Here is a 19878-nt window from a genome sequence, read left to right as displayed (position 1 = left end):
CACACGCTTTTCCCATTGCGGGAAATGAAGAGTCAGGAATGCATCGCTTCGTGGATCTGGAGCGCCAGCCACAGCTGCGCGAGCGTGGACGTTTCACTCATGTCCAGGCCCGTCAGGTCGCCGACTTTACGGATCCGGTAAATGATGGTTTGGCGGTGGGTGAACAAGGCGGCGGCCGTTTTTTGCCAGGAGCGCTGCAGGTCCAGATAGGCCTTCAATGTGACCATCAAGTCGCCGTCCTGGCTTTGCTCATAGTCGAAAATTGGGCCCAGGAGGCGGCGCACCAAAGCAGCTCCCTCCTCGACTCCGGTCAAACCCAGCCAGCTTGGGCCTTCCGCGTACCGGGCCAGCCGGAGCTTGTTCGCCCTGGCCGACCCCAGGGCCCACAGCGACTCCTGCAGGGCATGATGCAGGCCTGCAACCGTTGCCGCCGAACTGATCCCCATGGTGGTTTCCGGGCTGGCACAGTGCATCAGCAGATCGTCCGCCACATCGGCGGCGACCACCACGTGCAGGCGGTTGTTCCGGCGCAAGGAGGCCGCAGAAACTCCGTGCCGCCACAGTTCGATATGGACGTTCGCCAGCCCGTCGCCGTCGTCCGCTGACAGTGAGGCGACCACAAAATCCTGAGCCGGAACCTCGAAGGCCGCCAGCCGCCGTTCCATTTCAGCGCTTCCCAGCCGGCCGTCGAGGGCCTGCAGCAGGAACTCACCGGCCAGCCGGTGCCTGCCCTCCAGCGAAAGGACAACGCGGGCCAGCTGAAGCCCCACCACGGTTGCGGCGTGAAGAAGTACGACGGCGTCAGGGTGCGGTTCGCTGAGGGGAAGCACCACCATGAGCGCATTGGCGTGCGTGGGAATGTCCATGGTCAGGACATGCCTGCCCCTGACCCTGTGCCACTGGAAATTCTTGCCCGCAACAGACACCTGGCCAGGGTGCGGGGACCACTCTTCCGCCAGGAATCCCGGGAGGGGCTTCCCGTCAGGGTGCCAGGAGTGGAGGCACCGGCGGTCCACCACAAACAGCTCCGCATCCAACTCCGTGGCAAGCCTCAGGACGAGGCTCTGCCAGTGGTCCTCGGACGCGCCCGCGGTGCGGAGAAGGTCGTAGACCCGCGCCGTCTGGCGCAGCCGGCGCGATTCCTCCAGCAGCGACGACTCGGCTACCGACCGGGCAATGGCAATGAACGGAAGGGGGTAGGGAATGCTGATCAGGGGCAGTGGAAGTTTGTTGCACGCCTCGATGAATTCGGCCCTCAGCGGCGGCGCGTGCATCTTCTCGCCGATCGCCAAGGCGCTTGCCCCGGAATCCACCAGGGCTTCGGCGAGGGCAACCTGGCCCGCTGCATCCGCTGGGATGGAGAGCCCGTTGGTCATCATGAGCTCACCGCCCGTGACCCATTCCCAGAGCCTGGGCAGATCCGAGGTGTGGGCCCACGTGATCCGGTTGTTTGTCCCGTCAGCCCCGGCGAGGAGTGTCAGGCCGAGCTGCGGTTCGGCCACGAGTTCGGCGACGGTGATAGCCATCCCTGTGTTTCCTTGCCTTGGGGGCTTCTGAACCTTTTAGACGTTCGTCTAAGCGTCTCGGCCATTTGTAGTCAATGTACCGCTATCCGGGGTGATCCGGGTCACCAAGAATTGAGGTATGCACTTCCCGCTCAACGGCGAGCACCCAGCTACCGAAGGATCCAGCCATGACTACGCACCAGCCCATTGGCCCCGTGGACGCAACCAAAGTACCCCGCTACGCGGGCTTGGGAACCTTCGCCAGGCTCCCCCAAATCGACCGTGTCCCGGACTATGACATCGCCATTGTCGGCGTGCCGTTCGACGGCGGAACGTCCTTCCGGCCAGGGGCCCGTTTCGGTCCTGCCGCAGTCCGCGAAGCCTCCCGGCTGCTCCGCCCCGGCTACCACCCTGAACTGGATGTTGAGCCCGTGTACGAGGCCCAGGTAGTGGACGCCGGCGACATCGCCTGCACACCGTACGACATCGCCCGGGCCGTCCGCGAAATTGAGGAACAGGCACTTCCCCTGATCAGCGCGGACAAGCGGCTGATCTCGATCGGGGGCGACCACACCATCGCCCTTCCCATGCTGCGGGCGTTGAACAAAGTCCACGGGCCGGTGGCCTTGCTGCACTTCGACGCCCACCTGGATACATGGGACACGTACTTCGACCAGCCCATCACCCACGGCACCATCTTCCGCCGCGCCTTCGAGGAAGGCTTGCTGGTGGAGGACAAGTCCGTGCACGTGGGTATCCGCGGTCCGGTGTACGACCGCAACGATTTCCTCCGGGACCACGAGTTCGGGTTCCAGATCATCCGTTGCTCAGACCTGGACGTCATAGGTGTTCCGGCGGCCATCGCCCAAGTGAAGGAGCGGCTCGGCGACACCCCGGTGTACGTCTCCATCGACATCGACGTTTTGGATCCCGCCTACGCGCCAGGCACCGGCACGCCGGAGATGGGCGGGCTCCACTCCCGCGAACTCCTGGCCCTGCTCCGCGGACTGGACGGCATCAACATTGTGGGCGCCGACGTCGTGGAGGTAGCCCCGGCCTACGACCATGCGGATATCACCACGGTGGCCGCGGCCACCCTGGTCTTCGACCTGCTGGCATTGATGGTTAACCGCAGCAAGGCCACCGGGGTACGCGAACTCGAGTCAGCTGCCCGGAGCGCGTCATGAGCACGCCGATTGCCGAAGTTCCCCGGCTGGAAGACAAGACCATCCAGCCCATCCCGGCCAACGAACGCCACGGCAAGGCACGGGACCTGTTTACCATCTGGTTCGGCTCCAACATCATGATCATGACCATCGTGACCGGCGGCCTCGCCACCACGGTGTTCGGACTGGGCTTTGTACCCTCGGTCGTGGGCATCATCATCGGCAACGTGGTGGGCGGCATCTTCATGGCGCTGCACTCTGCCCAGGGCCCGCAACTGGGCGTGGCACAGATGATCCAGACGCGCGGCCAGTTCGGCTCCTTCGGGGCGCTACTGATCGTGGTGATTGTGGTCGTCATGTACGTCGGCTTCTTCGCGGCAAACCTGGTCTTTGGCGGCGAAGCAATGGCCGCCGTCAGCCCCGGTCTCAGTGTGGACGCAGGCATCATCATCATTGGCGTGGTCAGCGTTATCGCGACAATTTTTGGCTACCGCCTCATTCACGCTTATGCCCGTGTCCTCAGCGTCGCGGCCGGCCTGGCGCTGCTCCTGGCATTCGGCTGGATCCTGGTGGTCCACGGACTGCCCGGCAATTTCCTGGAGACGGGTGACTTCAACTGGGTCGGCTTCATGGGGACCATCTCCGTCTCGGCCCTGTGGCAGCTGGCCTACGCACCCTACGTCTCCGATTACTCGCGCTACATGCCGCAGGGCACGGGTTCTGCTCCGGCGTTCTGGGCTTCCTACTCAGGCTGCGTCCTGGGAACTCTGTTCCCCATGATCCTGGGCGCCCTCGTGGGCACGCTCGCCGTCGCCGTGAGCACCGGCGACGTCGAAATCGTCGGCAGCCTGGGCGCATTACTCCAGCCCTGGACCCTGATCATCGTGGGCATCTTCTGCCTGGGCGTGGCTGCCTCGAACGCCATGAACCTGTACTGCGGCGTCCTGTGCACCCTCACCATCGGCCAGACCTTCAGGCCCTCCTGGCTGCCACGCGCCAAGACCCGCAGCATCGCGGCAGTCATCCTCTTCGTGGTCGCCGTCTCCATCGCCCTCTTTGCCCGCGACAACTTCATCCTCTTCTATACGAACTTCCTGTCCTTCCTGATGTACGTCCTGGTCCCGTGGACGGCCATCAACCTGGTGGACTACTACCTCCTGCGGCACGGCGAGTACCGGGTCGAAGACTTCTTCAAGCGCGATGGCGGCGTGTACGGGCGGTTCAATTGGGTCGCCATCGGCTCCTACCTGGCAGGCGCCCTGATCCAGGTTCCCTTCTCGGCAACCGCACTCTACACAGGCCCGCTGGCCGCTGCCCTGGGCGGTGTGGACATCTCCTGGATTGTCGGGCTCGTGATTGTTGCCCCGCTCTACTACGTGGCGGCCCGTGTCTTCCGGAAGAAGACCGAAGCCGCATCATTTCCCGCCGCTGCACTCACCCCAGACCTTATCTGAAAGCGAATCATCATGACTGCCACCCAGACTGAACACTTCACCGTCCGGCGCTCCCCCGCTGACGCGCGCACCCTGCCCCTGCAACTGCCGCTGCCTCCGGCGGGGCACTTCATCAACGGATCCTTCGTCCCGGGCTCCTCAGGAGAGTCCATAGAGGTCGTGGATCCCACCACCGAAGCCATCATCACTTCCGTGCAGGCCGGCACGGCCGATGACGTGGACGTCGCTGTTGCCGCCGCCGTCGCAGCCCAAAAGACCTGGGGTGCCACCACCCCGAAGGAACGCGCGGATGTCCTGAACCTCATCGCGAACATCATCGAGGAGAACCGGGAAGCGTTCGAGGCCATCGAGTCCGCCAACACGGGCAAGCCGCAGGCCGTGTCCGAGGACGATGTCTCCAGCACCATCGACACCTTCCGCTTCATGGCCGGCGCGTCACGCACCCTGACCTCCATGGCCGGCGGTGACTACGCCACGGACCACACATCCGTGATTCTCCGCGAACCCGTGGGGGTTGTCGGCGTCATTACTCCGTGGAACTACCCGCTGCTGATGGCGGCGTGGAAGATCGCCCCCATCCTCGCCGCCGGCAACAGCATCGTCATCAAGCCCTCCGAGCAAACCCCGTTGTCCACGCTGAAGCTGGCGGAAGTTCTGGCCGGACGCATTCCGGACGGCATCCTCAATGTGGTCACCGGCCGTGGCCGGACCGTCGGGCAGCGGCTTTCCGAGCATCCTGACATCGCCCTGATCGCCCTCACCGGCAGTGTTGTCAGCGGCCAGGCGGTGGCCGAAACTGCAGCACGGTCTGTGAAGCGCGTCCACCTGGAGCTTGGTGGCAAGGCCCCTGTGCTGGTCTTCCCCGACGCCGACCTCCGCGCCGCCGCCGTCGGTGTGCGGAACGCCGGCTTCTGGAACGCCGGGCAGGACTGCGGTGCCGCCTGCCGCGTGCTGGTGCACGAGTCGGTGGCCGAAGAATTTACCGAGCACCTGGTGCGTGAGGTCAGCACGCTGGTCATCGGGGCACCGGATGCCGGCGACGACGTGGAAATCGGCCCCATGATCTCCCGCCCCCACTTCGAGCGCGTCAAGGAATCCCTCGAAGAGGCCAAAGCGGCCGGCCTGACCATGGCCGTTGGCGGTTCCGTACTGCAAGGCACGGGATACTTCATTGAACCGACCGTCATCACCAACGTTCCATCCGGGGCACCCATTGCTACCCATGAGATTTTCGGGCCGGTGGTCACCGTGGAGACGTTCGCCAGCACGGAAGAAGCAGTGAGGCGTGCCAACGAAAGCCCCTACGGCCTTTCCGCCTCGGTGTGGACCCGCGATTCCAGCCGCTCTCTGCGGATACCCAAGCAGCTCGAGTTTGGCACGGTCTGGGTCAATGCACACCTGGTCCTGGCCTGCGAGGTACCGTGGGGCGGATTCAAGGGATCCGGTTACGGCCGCGACCTATCGCTCTATGCCCTGGATGATTACTCGCGCACCAAGCACGTCATGATCAACCACGGCGCATAACCACCGGATAAGCAACGGAGCTATCACCATGACCACGCACCTCCCCGCAGCGGGAATACCGGCCGCAGCCACCCCCACAGCACCTTTCAGCACGGACGCCACCTGGACCAACTGGGGCGGTAACCAAAGCGCCACCCCGGCCTTCACCGTGCGGCCGCGGAATGAACAAGAAGCGCTCGACGCCGTCCGCTTCGCCATCCGCGAGGGGCTGCCTGTCCGGGCGGTCGGGTCGGGGCACTCGTCTTCTCCGCTGGTCCAAACGGGCGGAGTGCTGATGGACATGTCCGGCCTGTCGGCGATCACCGGCACCGACCCGGCGGGGCGTCGTGCAAGGGCCTTGGCCGGAACCACCATCAACGCCTTCGGTGACGCCCTGTGGGAACAGGGACTGGCCTTGGGTAACCAGGGGGACATCGACAAGCAGCAGATCGCCGGAGCACTGGCCACCAGTACCCACGGCTCGGGGAAGAACCTCGGCAGCTTTTCGTCCAGTCTCCGCTGGGTGAAGCTGATCAACGGTTACGGCGACATTGTGGAAATCGGCGAAGGCCAACTCCGCGAACTTCGCGCCGCACAGGTGTCCCTGGGCACCCTGGGCATCTTCCTTGAGGTCGAACTGGCGGTCGAGGACAGCTACTACCTGCAGGAGGAGATCACCTATCCCACCTGGGCTGAGACCGCCGGAACCTGGCAGTCCGACATTGACTCGAACCGGCACTATTCGTTCCTCTGGTGCCCGGATAATGACTCGTGCGGGCTTCTGGATCTGCCGGGTTCGCCGGATTACGGCATGGGAGGCCGGAGCTACACCAAGAAGTACAACATCGTGGACGTCCAGGACGAACGCCGGATTTCAGGCATTGAAGGTGCCCGGCTGGACCGCTCGTACCGGATCTATCCCGGCGGCTTCACCACCCAGTTCCACGAACTTGAGTACTTCGTCCGCAGCGAGGACGGCCTGGCCGCCGTCGAGGCCGTTCAAGACCTGATCCGGACCAAACATCCGAGTCAGAAGTACCCCGTGGAGGTCCGCTGGGTGAAAGCTGACGACGCCTACATGTCCCAGTTCCAGGGACGCGACAGCACAGTGGTCACCCTGACCACCGAGCCCGGCACCGACTACTGGCAGTTCTTTCGTGATGCCGACGCTGTCCTGCAGGAGTTCGAACCTCGGGCACACTGGGGGAAAATCCACTTCATGACCAGGAGCCGGCTGGAGCGCCTCTACCCCGGGCTGGATACCTTCATCCAGGTCCGGCGCGAGTTCGATCCGCGGGGCATGTTCCTCAACGACCACACCCGCGCTTTGCTGGCCTGACGCTCCCGCAGCCTGTGCCGGCATGCCCGCCTTTCACTGCGAGCGGGTAAATTCCCAATCCCGACGTCGGCGCCCACCCCGGGTGCCGACGTCGGGATTGCGGTGCCGAAGTGACACTCGAAATCCGTGCGCCTCCAAACGTGAGGTGCAGGAAAGGGTCAGGCGGCAGCATCAGGTTCTGCGAACGGAAAAGTTGGCGTGAGACTAGGCGGTCCTGTTCAGGGTCGGCGCCTGATCGTTCTCACGGTCTTCCAAGGCTCCCGTCGCTGCAGCTGTGAGGCTGTGGGCGATGTGAACCCTGGCAAGTTCAGCTGCGCGCGCCCCGTCCTGGGCAACGATGAGTTCAAGGATCTGGTGGTGCTGGTTCAGGTCAATCGTCCGGGGCTCATCGCCGGACGGCAGCTCGAGCCCGATCCGCCGGTAGCGGTCGGACTTGTCCCACAGGTCATCAAGGAGCTTGATCATCGTGGTGTTGTGGGACGCGGTGTAGACGGCGCGGTGGAAGTCGCGGTGGGCCGTGATGGCGTCCTCGCCCCAGACCCGGGTGACCGGCAACAGCTTTTCCGCAGCTATCCGGATGGCCTCAATGTCAGCGTCGGTCCGGCGGTACGCGGCCAGTTCGGTCGCTGACGGCTCCAGCGACAGACGGACCTCCAGCAGTTCGCGGGCCTCGGCGGCGCTCATGTCAGCCACGCGGGAGTCGCGGTGGGTGTCCATGATGATCAGGCCCTCACTGGAGAGCCGGCGGATCGCTTCGCGCAGGGGCGTGATGCTCATTTGCATGTTGTCAGCGAGTTCGTATTGGGAGATGCGCGACCCCGGGGCCAGGCTCCCGGAAAGGATCAGTTGGCGAAGTTCGCTGTACGCCAGACTGCCTTTACTCGAAAAGACGTTGGTGGTGTCCATCGCTGCTCCGCTTCTCTCATGGGGAAGTGGCGTCCCACTTCCTCGCGTGCAACATCTTATAAGAAATCCGGGCTGACAGCTTGTGCTGCCCGTCACTGATCCTCTACGCTTGAGCCAAGGTCTTATAAGATATTCGCTCAGCGCCACTCCCTCCTTTAAGAGGAACAACGTTTAGCCCTCAGTCTTATAAGAAATAAGATCCCAGTGAAGAGAGATTCAAAGATGAAAATCGTTTCCGCCCATGTAGGCACCATTCCCATCAGCTCGTCGATCCGCAATGCCTTCATCGACTTCACCAAGATGGACTGCACCATCATTGCGCTGGTCAGCGATGTTTTCGTCGACGGAAAGCCCCTGGTCGGCTATGGATTCAACTCCAACGGCCGCTACAACGCGACTGCCATCCTGGAAGAGCGCATTCTCCCCCGCCTGCTCGACGCACCGTCGGAGGACCTTCTTGATGACGACGGCGGCCTCTCGCCGGAGAAGGCGTGGGACCTGATGATGTCCAACGAAAAGCCCGGCGGCCACGGTGAACGCTCGGTCGCCGTCGGCGTTGCCGACATGGCCCTGCACGATCTCGCCGCCAAAATCGCCGGCGTGCCGCTCTACCGCTGGATTTCGGACCACTACGGCGACGGCAACCCGGACAAGGACGTCTTCGTCTACGCCGCCGGCGGTTACTACGCGCCAGGCAAGAGCCTCGAGGACCTGCAGAACGAAATGCGGGGCTTCCTGGCCAAGGGCTATGACGTTGTCAAGATGAAGATTGGCGGCGCCGACCTCGCCGAAGACCTCCGCCGCATCGAAGCTGTCCTCGAGGTCCTCGACGGCGACGGCTCCCGCCTCATGGTCGACGTCAACGGCAAGTTCGACCTGGAAACAGCCCTTGAATACGGCAAGGCGATCGACCAGTACGGGCTGTTCTGGTACGAGGAAGTCGGCGACCCGCTGGACTACGCCCTGAACGCCACCCTCTCCGAGCACTACCGGAACCCGATCGCCACCGGAGAGAACCTGTTCTCCCTCCAGGACGCCCGGAACCTGATCCGCTACGGCGGCATGCGCCCGGACCGCGACTTCATTCAGGTCGACCCAGCCCTCAGTTACGGCCTTACCGAATACCGCCGGATCCAGGACATGCTCGCCCAGCACGGCTGGTCCTCGCGCCGCTGCATCCCGCACGGCGGACACCAGTTCTCCCTGCACATTGCCGCCGCCCTCAAACTCGGCGGCAACGAGTCCTACCCCGGTGAGTTCCAGCCCACCGGCGGCTTCACCGACGACGCTGTCATCGTCAACAGCCGCGTAGCCCCCGGCGACCTTCCCGGTATCGGCCTGGAAGGCAAGGCCGAGTTCTACAAGGTCCTGCGCGGGCTGCACGAGTAAGACCAGCTGTTCGTGCCCGGTCCCGGGCAGCACCACTGCCCGGGACCGCACCCTTCTTCCCACCCAAGTCTGACGTGCAAAGGAGCACCCTAGATGTCGTCCCACACTGTTAAGAACCCGCAGCATTCCTCCCCGCCGCGGCAGCGCTCCAGGTTCGGGCGCCTGCTGCGTGAACTCTGGTTCCAAGTCGTCCTGGGCGCCGTCCTGGGCATCGCCGTCGGCTTCCTCCTGCCCTCGGTCGGCAAGCAGCTCACACCGCTCAGCGACTGGTTCATCGCCCTGGTGAAGATGATCGTCATCCCTGTGGTGTTCTGCGTCGTTTCCCTGGGAATCGCATCCATGGACAGCCTGCGCAAGGCCGGCCGCATCGGAGTGAAGGCGCTGGGCTACTTCATCGTCCTGTCACTGGTATCCATGCTCATCGGCCTGGTGGTCGCCAACGTCTTCAAACCGGGCGCGGGCATGAACATCGACCCGGACAAGCTGGACGCCAGCAAGGTCCCCGCTGCCGCCGGCAAGGGTTTCGACGGCCTCGAATTCGTCAACAACATCATCCCCGAATCGCTGTTCGGTGCGCTGACCGGCCACACCATCATCGCCGCCCTCATGGTCTCCATCCTGTTCGGCGCCGCGATGAACGTCTCCGGAGAATCCGGTAAATTCCTCACCAAAGGCATCCAGGCCCTCTCCGTGGTGATCTTCAAGATCGTCGGCTGGGTCATGCGCCTCGCCCCTATCGGCACCTTCGGTGCCCTGGCCGCCGTCGTGGCGAACTACGGCACCCAAAGCCTGCAGCAACTGGGCATCCTCGTCCTGCTGTTCACCGCCACCTGCATCGTCTATGTCCTCGTTGTCCTCGGCACGATCGCCCGTGCCTGCGGAATGAACATTTTCACGGTCATGCGCTACTTCAAGGCCGAACTCCTGATCGCGCTGAGCACCTGCTCCAGCGAGGCCGTCCTGCCGCAGCTGATCAAGAAACTCGAAAACATGGGCGTGGGCAAGTCCACCGTCGGCATCGTCATCCCCTCCGGGTTCTCCTTTAACCTTGATGGATCCGCCGTCTACCTCACCATGGCCTCAGTGTTCCTGGCCCAGGCCGTCGGCATGGACCTCTCCTGGGAACAGCAACTGGTCATGGTCGGCGTCATGATGCTCACCAGCAAGGGCACGGCCGGTATCGCCGGCGGCGCGTTCATTGTCCTGGCCAGCACCCTCAGCTCCGTCGGCGGCATCCCGCTCGCAGCCCTCGCCCTCATCGTCGGCATCGACCGCCTCCTGAACGAAGGCCGGGTGTTCATCAACGTCCTCGGAAACGCGATGGCCGCCGTCGTCATCGGTAAATGGGAAAAGGACTTCGACCCCGAGCAGGCCCGGAAGGCCCTGCATGCCGCAGGAAATAAGAAGAACGAAAATCAGGTCCGCACTCCGGAACCCGTGGAAGCCGACAAAGTCGACGCCCACTAACAACCGTCAGGGCCGCTGCGCAATCCGCGGCGGCCCTGACCCGCGTGGACCACCGTCCGCAAAAACTACCCGCATCCCACCTGACGAGGAACAACACCATGGCCCTCCGCATACTGATCACCACTGATTACCTCCACGAAGGAGATGCCGTGGACCAGTTACTGCGCGACCATGGTCTGGAACCGGTCTACTCACCCTCGCAGGGGCCACGGACTCCGGAGGAACGCCGCGCACTGTTCGACGGCGTCTCCGGCGCCATCCTCGCCAGCGAACCGGTCACTGCCGACATGCTCGCACATGCCGCGACGCTCAAAGTCATCGCCCGCAGCGGGGTCGGGTACGACTCCATCGACATCCAGGCCGCGACCGCACAGGAAATCCGGGTCTGCAACGCTCCCGGGACCAACCACCACTCAGTCGCCGAATTCACCATCGGACTGATCATCATGGCGGCGCGCCGCCTCTCCGAGGTCACCACCGCCGTTCGCCAAGGGGACTGGCCCCGCGAAGCCGGCCACGAACTGCGGGGCTCCACCCTCGGCATCATCGGCTACGGCCCGAGCGGGCGCGCTACCGCAAACCTGGGTGTCGCACTGGGCATGAATGTCCTGGTCAGCACCCGCCACCCCGACCCCGACAACACCGCCATACAGTTCGCCGATCTCGACACCGTCATCCGCGGCGCTGACTACCTCTCCTTGCACACGCGGGCAGGCCAGCACACCGGCCCGCTCATCGACGCCACCCGGCTGGAAGCGATGAAGCCCACCGCCGTCCTCATCAACACGGCCCGGGGCTCACTCGTGGACGAGAGTGCCTTGGCCAAGGCACTTCGGGACGGCACCATCGCCGGGGCTGCGCTGGACGTGCTCCAAAGCGAACCCCTCCCCAGCGACAGCCCGCTTCGAGGCCTGGACAACATACTCATCACCTCCCACCTCGCCGGACAAACCATTCAGGCTCGGACCCGGGCCGGCCTGGCAGCCGCGCAGGCGGTCATAGATGTCCTCGAAAACCGCGCACCGGCACATCCGGCCGACCGCTGACCCGAAAACCGCGAACAGATAAAGAAGGATCTCTGATGTCGAAATCCCACCGCATCGCAGTCATTCCCGGCGACGGAATCGGCACCGAAGTCGTGCCCGAAGGACTGCGCGTCCTGGACGCCGCAGCCTCAGCCTTTGACCTCAACCTCAAATACGAGAACTTCGACTACGCCTCCGCGGACTACTACACCCGGCACGGCAAAATGCTCCCCGACGGATGGTTCGACCAGTTGAACCAGTTCGACTCCATCTTCTTCGGCGCAGTCGGGTGGCCTGACGTCGTCCCCGACCACATCTCGTTGTGGGGCAGTCTCCTGCAGTTCCGCCGTCACTTTGACCAGTACGTCAGCCTCCGCCCGGTCAAACTCCTCCCCGGCGTGCCCAGCCCCCTGGCCGGCCGTGCCCCGGGCGACGTCGACTTCTACGTCGTGCGCGAAAACACCGAAGGCGAATACTCCAGCATTGGCGGGAAAATCTTCGAAGGCACCGACCGCGAAACCGTGGTCCAGGAAACCGTCATGACCCGCACCGGCGTGGACCGCATCCTCAAATACGCCTTCGACCTGGCGCAAAGCCGCCCCAGGAAGCACCTGACCTCAGCCACCAAGAGCAACGGCATCTCCATCACCATGCCCTACTGGGACGAACGCGTGCAGGCCATGTCCGCTGCCTACCCCGAGGTCGATGTGGACAAGTACCACATCGATATCCTCGCGGCGAACTTCGTTATGCACCCGGACTGGTTCGACGTCGTCGTGGCCAGCAACCTCTTTGGTGACATCCTCTCCGACCTCGGACCAGCTTGCACCGGAACCATCGGCATCGCCCCCAGCGGCAATATCAATCCCGAACGAAAGTTCCCCAGCCTTTTCGAACCGGTCCACGGCTCCGCCCCCGATATCGCCGGCAAAGGAATCGCCAACCCCATCGGGCAAATCTGGTGCGCCGCGATGATGCTGGATCACCTGGGCGAAGCCGAAGCAGCCGCCGCCATCACCACCGCCATGGAGGCAGTGCTCGCCCGCGGACCCGAAACCCTCACACCCGACATGGGAGGCAACGCCACCACCGAAGAACTGGGCAAAGCGGTGGCCTCGGCGCTTACCGCACCGTGATTTCGCCTGTCATCGCAGCATATTCCGTGGCCTGGTCACGAACTTGTTGAATGTAGGCGTCAGATTGGTTGTAGGCATAGATCGCCGCGGTCCACCCTTCCGCGGTTGTGAGGTCACCGCCGCGGGCACACAGATAGGTCGCCGCGCTGAGGGCCGCATCGTCGATATTAAAGGGATCCGCCGTTCCGTCCCCGTTCCCGTCCCGCCCTACGAGCTGCCAGGTGGAAGGAATGAACTGCATCGGCCCCACAGCACGGTCCCAGCTGGCATCCCCGTCCAGGGCACCCGCGTCCGTGTCCGCGATCGCGGCGAATCCGGCACCGTCAAGAGCCGGTCCCACCACCGGACGACTCACCTGCCCCGCAGCGTTCAGGCCGCCGCCACCGTACGTCCCATGTGCTGTCTCAACGAAACCGAGGGCCGCCACGGTGTTCCAACCGATCCCGCACATCGGAGCAGCAGCATCTACTGTCTCCGCCGCGGCAACGTACGCCCGCAGCGCGCGTTCGGGGATCCCGGTTTGCCCTGCAGCGCGGACAACCCAACCGGCATCCGGATTTCTGGTGACGTTCACGGCCGTGGTCATGCCGGAGGAAAGCATTTCGAGCTCAGCGCCGGCTCGCGGTGGTGGAGACATGACATGGCGTGTGTCCGCTCCACGCTGCCCAAGCAACCAGAACAAGGCGGCGCTAGTGACACAAACCGCAAACAGGACAAGAACCACGAGGCGTCTGAGACCGAGCACCGACTAATCAAACCATTCAAACGACCCCCACCGTTGACACCAGGTTTAGCGGGCCCCTCGCGGTTACTACCTGCGTTTTCGGATCGTGGTGCAAAGCGGGCCTTCCGGCCACGATCACTGCAGCCCGCTCCCATGGCCGGTCTTCAAGTAGGAAGGGAATTTCTTCTTCTTCCCACTCCCTGTGCAGCTCTTCCTCTTCCTGCCCATCTCGAGCCCTGAGGCGCCGTCGGGCTTCAAGATTGTCACACTGCACCCGGATAGAAGCGTCGATGAGGTGGGACAGCGCTCGGCGTGATGATCCGCTCCCCTCCACCCACACCACCGAACGCCCGGCGGGCACAGCTATGGCACCCGGACGTTCTCGGGCCACCCAGCCCGGCGGACGATAATGGACTGCCTCACCTTTAACCAGAGGTTCGAGGACGCCGTCACGGAGTTCATCAGCCCAGTCAAAAAACGCGAGATGCCACGCTACATCGTCCGTGTGGACGGCGGCTGAATCCGGAACTTGAGCCAGAAGGCGCTCAACCAGGGTGGTCTTGCCTGACCCGCTCCGTCCATCTACCGCCACAATCCAGGGCCGGTTCGGACGGTGCCGTGCTGCCGGCAACAGTCTCCGCACCAAGCCCTCCAGCGACTCGGCTTGCCAAGGTCCCGCCTCGGGTTCGCCGGCTTCCGGTTCAATATCCATTGATAACTCAACCCCCAATATTGGATGCGCCCAAAGCTGCCTGGTCTCGAGTTTCGAGAATCGCCCTGCTTAGCGCAACATCTTTTCGGGACGGCGGCTCCTTTGTCAGCCGCGGCGGTATGCCTGCAGACATAGGCCTCTTGTGGGGGTGTCTGATGGACACTGCCACCGGCTGGCCTGGGTGCGTAGCGTGATGGTTGTGGACAGAAAAGACGACATCCGTGAATTCCTGATCTCGCGCCGCGCGAAGATCAGTCCGGACCAGGCCGGCATCCCCAGCTATGGGGAACTGCGCCGGGTTCCGGGCCTGCGGCGTGAGGAAGTGGCGCAACTGGCCGGGGTGAGCACCGACTACTACACCAGGCTGGAACGCGGCAGCCTCCGCGGCGCCTCCGACTCAGTCCTCGAAGCCGTGTCCTCGGCCCTTCAGCTGGACGAGGCCGAGCACGCCCACCTGATGGACCTGGCCCGGACCGCCAACTCCCCCACCCGCCGGACCCCGCGGAAACCAGCCCAGCAACGGGTACGCTCCGGGGTGCTGCGCCTGCTGGACTGCATGACCGGGGTGGCAGCGCTGGTGCAGAACGGCCGCTCGGACGTGCTCGCACCAACCTGCTGGGCCGGGCACTGTACGCGGACGTTTTCACCTCCACCGTGTCCTTCGGCCCGGGCCTTCCAGGCAGGCTGCCGAACCAAGCGCGCTACCTCTTCCTCGATCCGGGCGCCGGCGACCTGTACCCCGACTGGAACGCGGTGGCCGCCACCACGGTAGCCATGCTCCGCTCGGAATCAGGCCGGAACCCGCACGACCGGGCACTGAACGAACTGATCGGCGAGCTCACCACCGGCAGTGGACAGTTCGCCGCCCTCTGGGCCGGTCACGACGTCCGGATCCACACCACGGGCACCAAGCGCTTCCACCACAAGGTGGCAGGGGACCTTTCCCTGCAGTTCGAGACGCTCCACCTGCTCGGCGATGAAGGCCAGACCCTGTTCACCTTCACCGCCGAGCCCGGCTCCGCCTCCGCCTCCGCGCTGGCATTCCTCGCCAGCTGGGCGGCACCGTCCAGCACTACGGACGCAGAAGAGGAAGCCGCCAAAGCGCCCGCTCCCAGGCACAGCCCCTCCATCCAGGCCTTGGAAAAGGCCGAACAGGAACCTGACTAAAAATGCCAGCGCCTTCGCCATAAGAGCAACTACAAACCCCGCAAGCCAGGCAACCCACGTTGTACGGGCTCTGCTGACGCCTGCCCAAATCCAGCCAAAACCCCAATGAAAAGAGAGCAACCAATGACAGCAAAACTGATCGGAACTGTTGCCCTGGTAACCGGTGCGAGCAGCGGCATCGGTGACGCCACGGCCCGTGCCCTCGCCGAGCAGGGGGCGTCGGTCGCCGTCGTCGCCCGCCGGAAGGACCGCCTGGACACACTCGTGGCCGAGATCGAGGCTGCCGGCGGCACCGCCTACGCCGTTCCGGCCGACATCACGGACCGAAGCCAGGCCGAACAGGCCGTTGCGGAGGTGGTAAACCAGTTCGGCCGGCTGGACATCCTGATCAATAACGCCGGGCTGATGCTGCTCGGAACGGTCGTTGATCAGGAGGTCGACGAGTGGGAGCGGATGATGGCCGTCAACCAGAACGGTCTGCTCTATATGACGAAGGCGGCGCTGCCGCACCTGCTCGCTGCAGCGGACGACGAACTGCGCGGCGTCGCGGACATCGTCAACATCTCCTCGATCGCCGGCCGGCAGGCGTGGGCGAACTTCGCCACGTACAACATGACGAAGTTCGGGGTGAACGGCTTCACCGAAGCGCTCCGCCAGGAGATCACGAAGAAGCACGTCCGGGTCGGCCTACTCGAGCCCGGCGCCGTCGAAACAGAACTGATCTCACACAACAACGACACCATCAAAAGCGACCTCGCCGTCTCCGACGCGAAGAACATCCCCGAGAAGCTGCAACCCGAGGATATCGCCGAGAGCGTCGCGTACATGGTGACCCGTCACCGCCGCTCCTCCATCGCCGAACTGTGGGCTATGCCCACCTCCCAAGCCTGAGAATTTACCGAAGGGAAATACAGCATGAAAAACGCACGCCTCCGGGATCTGGAAGTCTCCCGCATCGGCCTCGGCGCCATGACCATGGCCGGAATTTATACCAGCGAAGGCGCCCTGGATAACACCGAATCGATCCGCACCATCCACCGTGCACTCGAACTCGGTGTCACCCACATCGACACAGCGGAGATCTATGGGCCATTCCTGAGCGAGGAAATCGTGGGCCAGGCAATCAAGGGACGCCGTGACCACGTGAAGATCGCCACGAAGTTCGGCCTCGTCTCCCACTCAGGCGGAGGACCCGGCGTGATCGACAGCAGCGCAGCGAACATCCGCACCGCCGTCGAGGGGTCCCTGAAACGACTGGGCACCGACCATATCGACCTCTACTACCAGCACCGGGTCGACCGGAACACCCCCATCGAAGAGACCGCCGGGGCCGTCGCGGACCTGATCACCGAAGGTAAGGTACTGCACTTCGGCCTGTCCGAAGCCTCCCCGGACACCATCCGCCGGGCCCACGCCGTGCAGCCCGTCACGGCCCTGCAAACCGAGTACTCCCTGTGGACCCGCGACGTCGAAGACGATATCCTGCCGCTGCTGCGCGAACTGGGCATCGGCTTCGTCCCCTACTCCCCCCTCGGGCACGGACTGCTCACCGGGCAGATCCGCACAGTGGAGGACTTCGCCGACGACGACTGGCGCAAAACCAACCCCCGCTTCACCGGTGACAACTTCGCCCGCAACCTGCGCATCGTCGACGAAGTCCAGAGCATCGGCGCGGAAATCGGTGCCACCCCAGCCCAAACCGCCCTCGCCTGGCTACTGACCCGCGGCGAGGACATCGCCCCCATCCCCGGCACCCGCCGCGTCTCCCGTGTGGAGGAAAATACAGCAGCCGACGGCGTCGAACTCACCGCAGACCAACTCGAACGCCTCAACGCACTCCAACCCGCAGCCGGAGCCCGGCACGACGACGCCAACATGGCCTCGATTGACGCCTGACCCTTCAGACAGGACACGGTAGCCACCCGCTACCCCTGAACCTCGTCGACGCACACCGCCATCCCAATCTCACTCCAACACGAAAACCGTAGGCAGCTGTCGCTATTGCCTCCTACCGTCCAAAGGCCTGCAGGCGTAGCGTCGTTTGCATTGGAGTAAGGCAGCGGTCGACGGCGGGCCCAGAGTCGGAGGGCACCGCCCCTGCCTTTGGCCGTCAAAAAGGAGACCGGGATGGCTGGATGGAATGCCGATACGGCTGCCGGGCCGGTGGGGGCCGGCACGGTCACTTTGGTGGAGGGGCCTTCCTTCTGCATTTCGTCCGCGAATGGAGACATCCACCCGGAGCATCCGCACGGCGTTTTCCATGAGGACACCCGCATCCTGTCGCGCTGGAACCTGGCAGTCAACGGGCAGGTCCTGGAGCCGTTGACAGCATCAACTCAGGAACCCTACCGGGCCCTGTTCATTGGCCGCGTTCCCCGTTCGGACGGTTACGCGGACAGTCCCATGATTGTGGAAAGACTGAGGGAGGTTGGTGCCGGCATCCGTGAGGAAATCACCATCCGGAACTACTCTTCGGAGGCCGCTGACTGCAGAGTCTCGCTCACTGTCGAATCGGACTTTGCGGATCTTTTTGAAGTGAAAGAGGCGCGCGTCGAACGGCACTGGGCACAATCCCGCCGCCTGGAGGGTGACTCCCTGACCATCAGGGGCGCGTGGCAGGACGTCCGGAAGGCCGTCGTCGTCAACGCTGGCGGCGCCGAGGTGACCACCGAGGGCGTGACGTACCGGGCGGTCATCCCAGCGCACGGTCAGTGGAGCACCCTTCTGACGGTGGTGCCGACCACGAACGGCGCGCGACCGGCGTCGTTCGTCCGTCCGCTGAGCGGTGAGCTGTCCCCCAGCGACCGCCGCCGCCAGGAATGGGTGGCAAAGATTCCCAAACTGCATATCGGAAACCGCTCCATCGAGCGGACCCTCCGGCGCAGCTACGACGACCTCGGCGCGCTTCGCATCGAGGATCCTGCACATCCGGAGCGGATTGTCGTGGCCGCCGGAGCGCCGTGGTTCATGACCCTTTTCGGCCGGGACGCGCTGTGGGCATCCGAAATGGCGCTGCCCGTGGACCCTTCCCTGGCTCTTGGCACTTTGCAGACGCTGGCCGACCGCCAAGGCACGGTGGTGGATCCGATGAGCGAGGAGGAACCCGGGAAAATCCTGCACGAGGTCAGGCTCGGCGTGTCCGGCGGGCTGGCATTGGGTGGAAAATCCGCCTATTACGGCAGCGTCGACGCCACTCCCCAGTTCGTGATGGCCGTGGCCTCAGTGAGCCGTTGGGGCTTTGCCAAGGACACCATCGCCGCGCTGCTGCCCCACGCAGACCGTGCACTGGACTGGATCAGGTCATATGGCGACAAAGACGGCGACGGGTTCGTCGAATACAAGCGACTCAACGATTCCGGCCTTATCAACCAGGGCTGGAAGGACTCCTGGGACGGCATCAACTTCGCGGACGGCCGGCTTGCCGAACCCCCCATCGCCCTCTGCGAAGCCCAGGCACTGGCCTACAGCGCTTTTTTGTCGCGGGCCTGGATGGCGTTCGACGCCGGGGACGAGGCCTTGGCTGCCCAGCTCACGGGTGAAGCAGCCCAGTTGAAGAAGAGGTTCAACGAAGAGTTCTGGATGCCTGAGCGCGGCTACTACGCCATCGCCCTCGACGGCGAAAAACGGCAGGTCGACGCGTGCGCATCGAACATGGGACAGTGCCTGTGGCACGGCATCGTGGACGAGGACAAGGTACCGCAGGTAGCGGAACGGCTGATGTCCCCCGAGATGTTCAGCGGCTGGGGCGTTCGAACCCTCTCCAGCGACATGGGGGCCTACAATCCCGCCAGCTACCACAACGGCTCGGTCTGGCCGCACGACAACGCCATCATTGCCGCCGGGCTCATGCGCTACGGCTTTGTGGAGGAGGCGCAGCGGATCGCCACCGCCCTGTTCGAGGCGGCCGACTACACCGATGGCCGCCTCCCCGAACTCTTCTGCGGGTTCAGCCGTGACCAGGTCGCCGAGCCCGTCCCCTATCCCACTGCCTGCTCGCCACAGGCCTGGGCAGCGACCACCCCGATCATGCTCGTGACGAGCCTGATGAGGTACGACGCCCATATCTCCCGCGGCGGCCTCTGGATGGATCCGGCACTTCCCGAATCATACGGCGACCTCCACATCACCAATGCGCCCATGGCCGGAGGCCGGATCACCATCGATATCAAAGGGTCCGAACCCTCCGTGCAGGGGCTGCCCGAAGGCATAGCATTCCATCGCGACCACCGCCCCTGGCTGACAGAGCTGATCAAACAGGCCGGGCTGTAAACATCTACAAGCCACCTTTGGGTGCTGCAACGAACGACGACGGCGGTCGAGTCCGCGCCGACGTCACCGTAGATTCACTCGCGGAGGAAGCTGGGTTATCGTGCCGCTGCTCCCTG

The 19878-nt window shown here is 64.1% G+C and carries 14 protein-coding genes and 1 pseudogene; 12 read left to right on the top strand and 3 right to left on the bottom strand.

From position 1 onward, the window contains the following. Window positions 1-32: 32 nt before the first annotated feature. Window positions 33-1526 carry a PucR family transcriptional regulator gene (locus tag BMX78_RS08515; RefSeq protein ID WP_091418624.1) on the bottom strand — a complete coding sequence of 498 codons (1494 nt, stop codon included), beginning with the start codon at window positions 1524-1526 and terminating at the stop codon, window positions 33-35. Between the two features lie 167 nt (window positions 1527-1693). Between BMX78_RS08515 and speB the strand changes: the two genes are divergently transcribed. The 4 genes from speB to BMX78_RS08495 are packed head-to-tail and all read left to right on the top strand — an operon-like array spanning window position 1694 to window position 6967. Continuing rightward, window positions 1694-2692, top strand: coding sequence for an agmatinase (gene speB, locus BMX78_RS08510; protein ID WP_170850748.1), 999 nt, complete (start codon window positions 1694-1696; stop codon window positions 2690-2692). Next, a complete protein-coding gene (locus BMX78_RS08505; RefSeq protein ID WP_091418621.1) occupies window positions 2689-4125 on the top strand; it encodes a purine-cytosine permease family protein in 1437 nt (478 codons plus the stop codon). Before speB ends, BMX78_RS08505 begins: the two co-directional genes overlap by 4 nt. A 12-nt stretch (window positions 4126-4137) precedes the next feature. Beyond that, window positions 4138-5649, top strand: a complete 1512-nt coding sequence (locus BMX78_RS08500) for an aminobutyraldehyde dehydrogenase (RefSeq protein ID WP_286138872.1) — start codon at window positions 4138-4140, stop codon at window positions 5647-5649. 28 nt (window positions 5650-5677) lie between these two features. After that, window positions 5678-6967: a D-arabinono-1,4-lactone oxidase gene (locus BMX78_RS08495; protein ID WP_091418620.1), complete on the top strand. Its 1290-nt coding sequence runs from the start codon at window positions 5678-5680 to the stop codon at window positions 6965-6967. Window positions 6968-7171: 204 nt separating this feature from the next. On the opposite strand, the gene BMX78_RS08490 is transcribed toward BMX78_RS08495, so the two are convergent. Beyond that, entirely contained in the window at window positions 7172-7873 is a 702-nt protein-coding gene (locus BMX78_RS08490; protein WP_091418618.1) for a GntR family transcriptional regulator, read from the bottom strand. Window positions 7874-8095: 222 nt separating this feature from the next. On the opposite strand from BMX78_RS08490, the gene BMX78_RS08485 reads away from it, so the two are divergent. From BMX78_RS08485 to BMX78_RS08470, 4 genes are all read left to right on the top strand, one after another. After that, the gene (locus BMX78_RS08485; protein ID WP_050055404.1) at window positions 8096-9262 is read left to right on the top strand and encodes a mandelate racemase/muconate lactonizing enzyme family protein; all 1167 of its coding nucleotides are present in this window, start codon (window positions 8096-8098) and stop codon (window positions 9260-9262) included. 93 nt (window positions 9263-9355) lie between these two features. Continuing rightward, entirely contained in the window at window positions 9356-10729 is a 1374-nt protein-coding gene (locus tag BMX78_RS08480; protein WP_211482561.1) for a cation:dicarboxylate symporter family transporter, read from the top strand. A gap of 98 nt (window positions 10730-10827) precedes the next feature. Then, window positions 10828-11775 (top strand): phosphoglycerate dehydrogenase, encoded by a 948-nt coding sequence (locus tag BMX78_RS08475; RefSeq protein WP_091418616.1) that lies wholly within the window; start codon window positions 10828-10830, stop codon window positions 11773-11775. A 35-nt stretch (window positions 11776-11810) separates the two neighbouring features. After that, complete coding sequence (locus tag BMX78_RS08470; protein WP_091418614.1) at window positions 11811-12890, top strand: tartrate dehydrogenase; 1080 nt, start codon at window positions 11811-11813, stop codon at window positions 12888-12890. Here the strand turns inward: BMX78_RS08470 and BMX78_RS08465 are convergent. Next, window positions 12877-13527 (bottom strand): lytic transglycosylase domain-containing protein, encoded by a 651-nt coding sequence (locus BMX78_RS08465; protein WP_502686282.1) that lies wholly within the window; start codon window positions 13525-13527, stop codon window positions 12877-12879. The genes BMX78_RS08470 and BMX78_RS08465 overlap by 14 nt on opposite strands. Window positions 13528-14525: 998 nt before the next feature. Here BMX78_RS08465 and BMX78_RS23855 point away from each other — a divergent pair. From BMX78_RS23855 to BMX78_RS08440, 4 genes and pseudogenes are all read left to right on the top strand, one after another. Continuing rightward, window positions 14526-15493, top strand: a pseudogene (locus BMX78_RS23855) (helix-turn-helix transcriptional regulator). Window positions 15494-15616: 123 nt separating this feature from the next. After that, window positions 15617-16384: an SDR family NAD(P)-dependent oxidoreductase gene (locus tag BMX78_RS08450; RefSeq protein ID WP_091418613.1), complete on the top strand. Its 768-nt coding sequence runs from the start codon at window positions 15617-15619 to the stop codon at window positions 16382-16384. 24 nt (window positions 16385-16408) lie between these two features. After that, on the top strand, window positions 16409-17389 hold the full coding sequence (locus BMX78_RS08445; protein WP_091418611.1) for an aldo/keto reductase: 981 nt from the start codon (window positions 16409-16411) through the stop codon (window positions 17387-17389). A 231-nt stretch (window positions 17390-17620) separates the two neighbouring features. Further along, entirely contained in the window at window positions 17621-19762 is a 2142-nt protein-coding gene (locus BMX78_RS08440; protein WP_091418609.1) for an amylo-alpha-1,6-glucosidase, read from the top strand. The last annotated feature ends 116 nt before the right edge of the window (window positions 19763-19878 follow it).

This window comes from Arthrobacter sp. OV608 (assembly GCA_900110595.1).
GTDB lineage: Bacteria > Actinomycetota > Actinomycetes > Actinomycetales > Micrococcaceae > Arthrobacter.
This window is presented reverse-complemented; position numbering and strand designations above follow the sequence as displayed.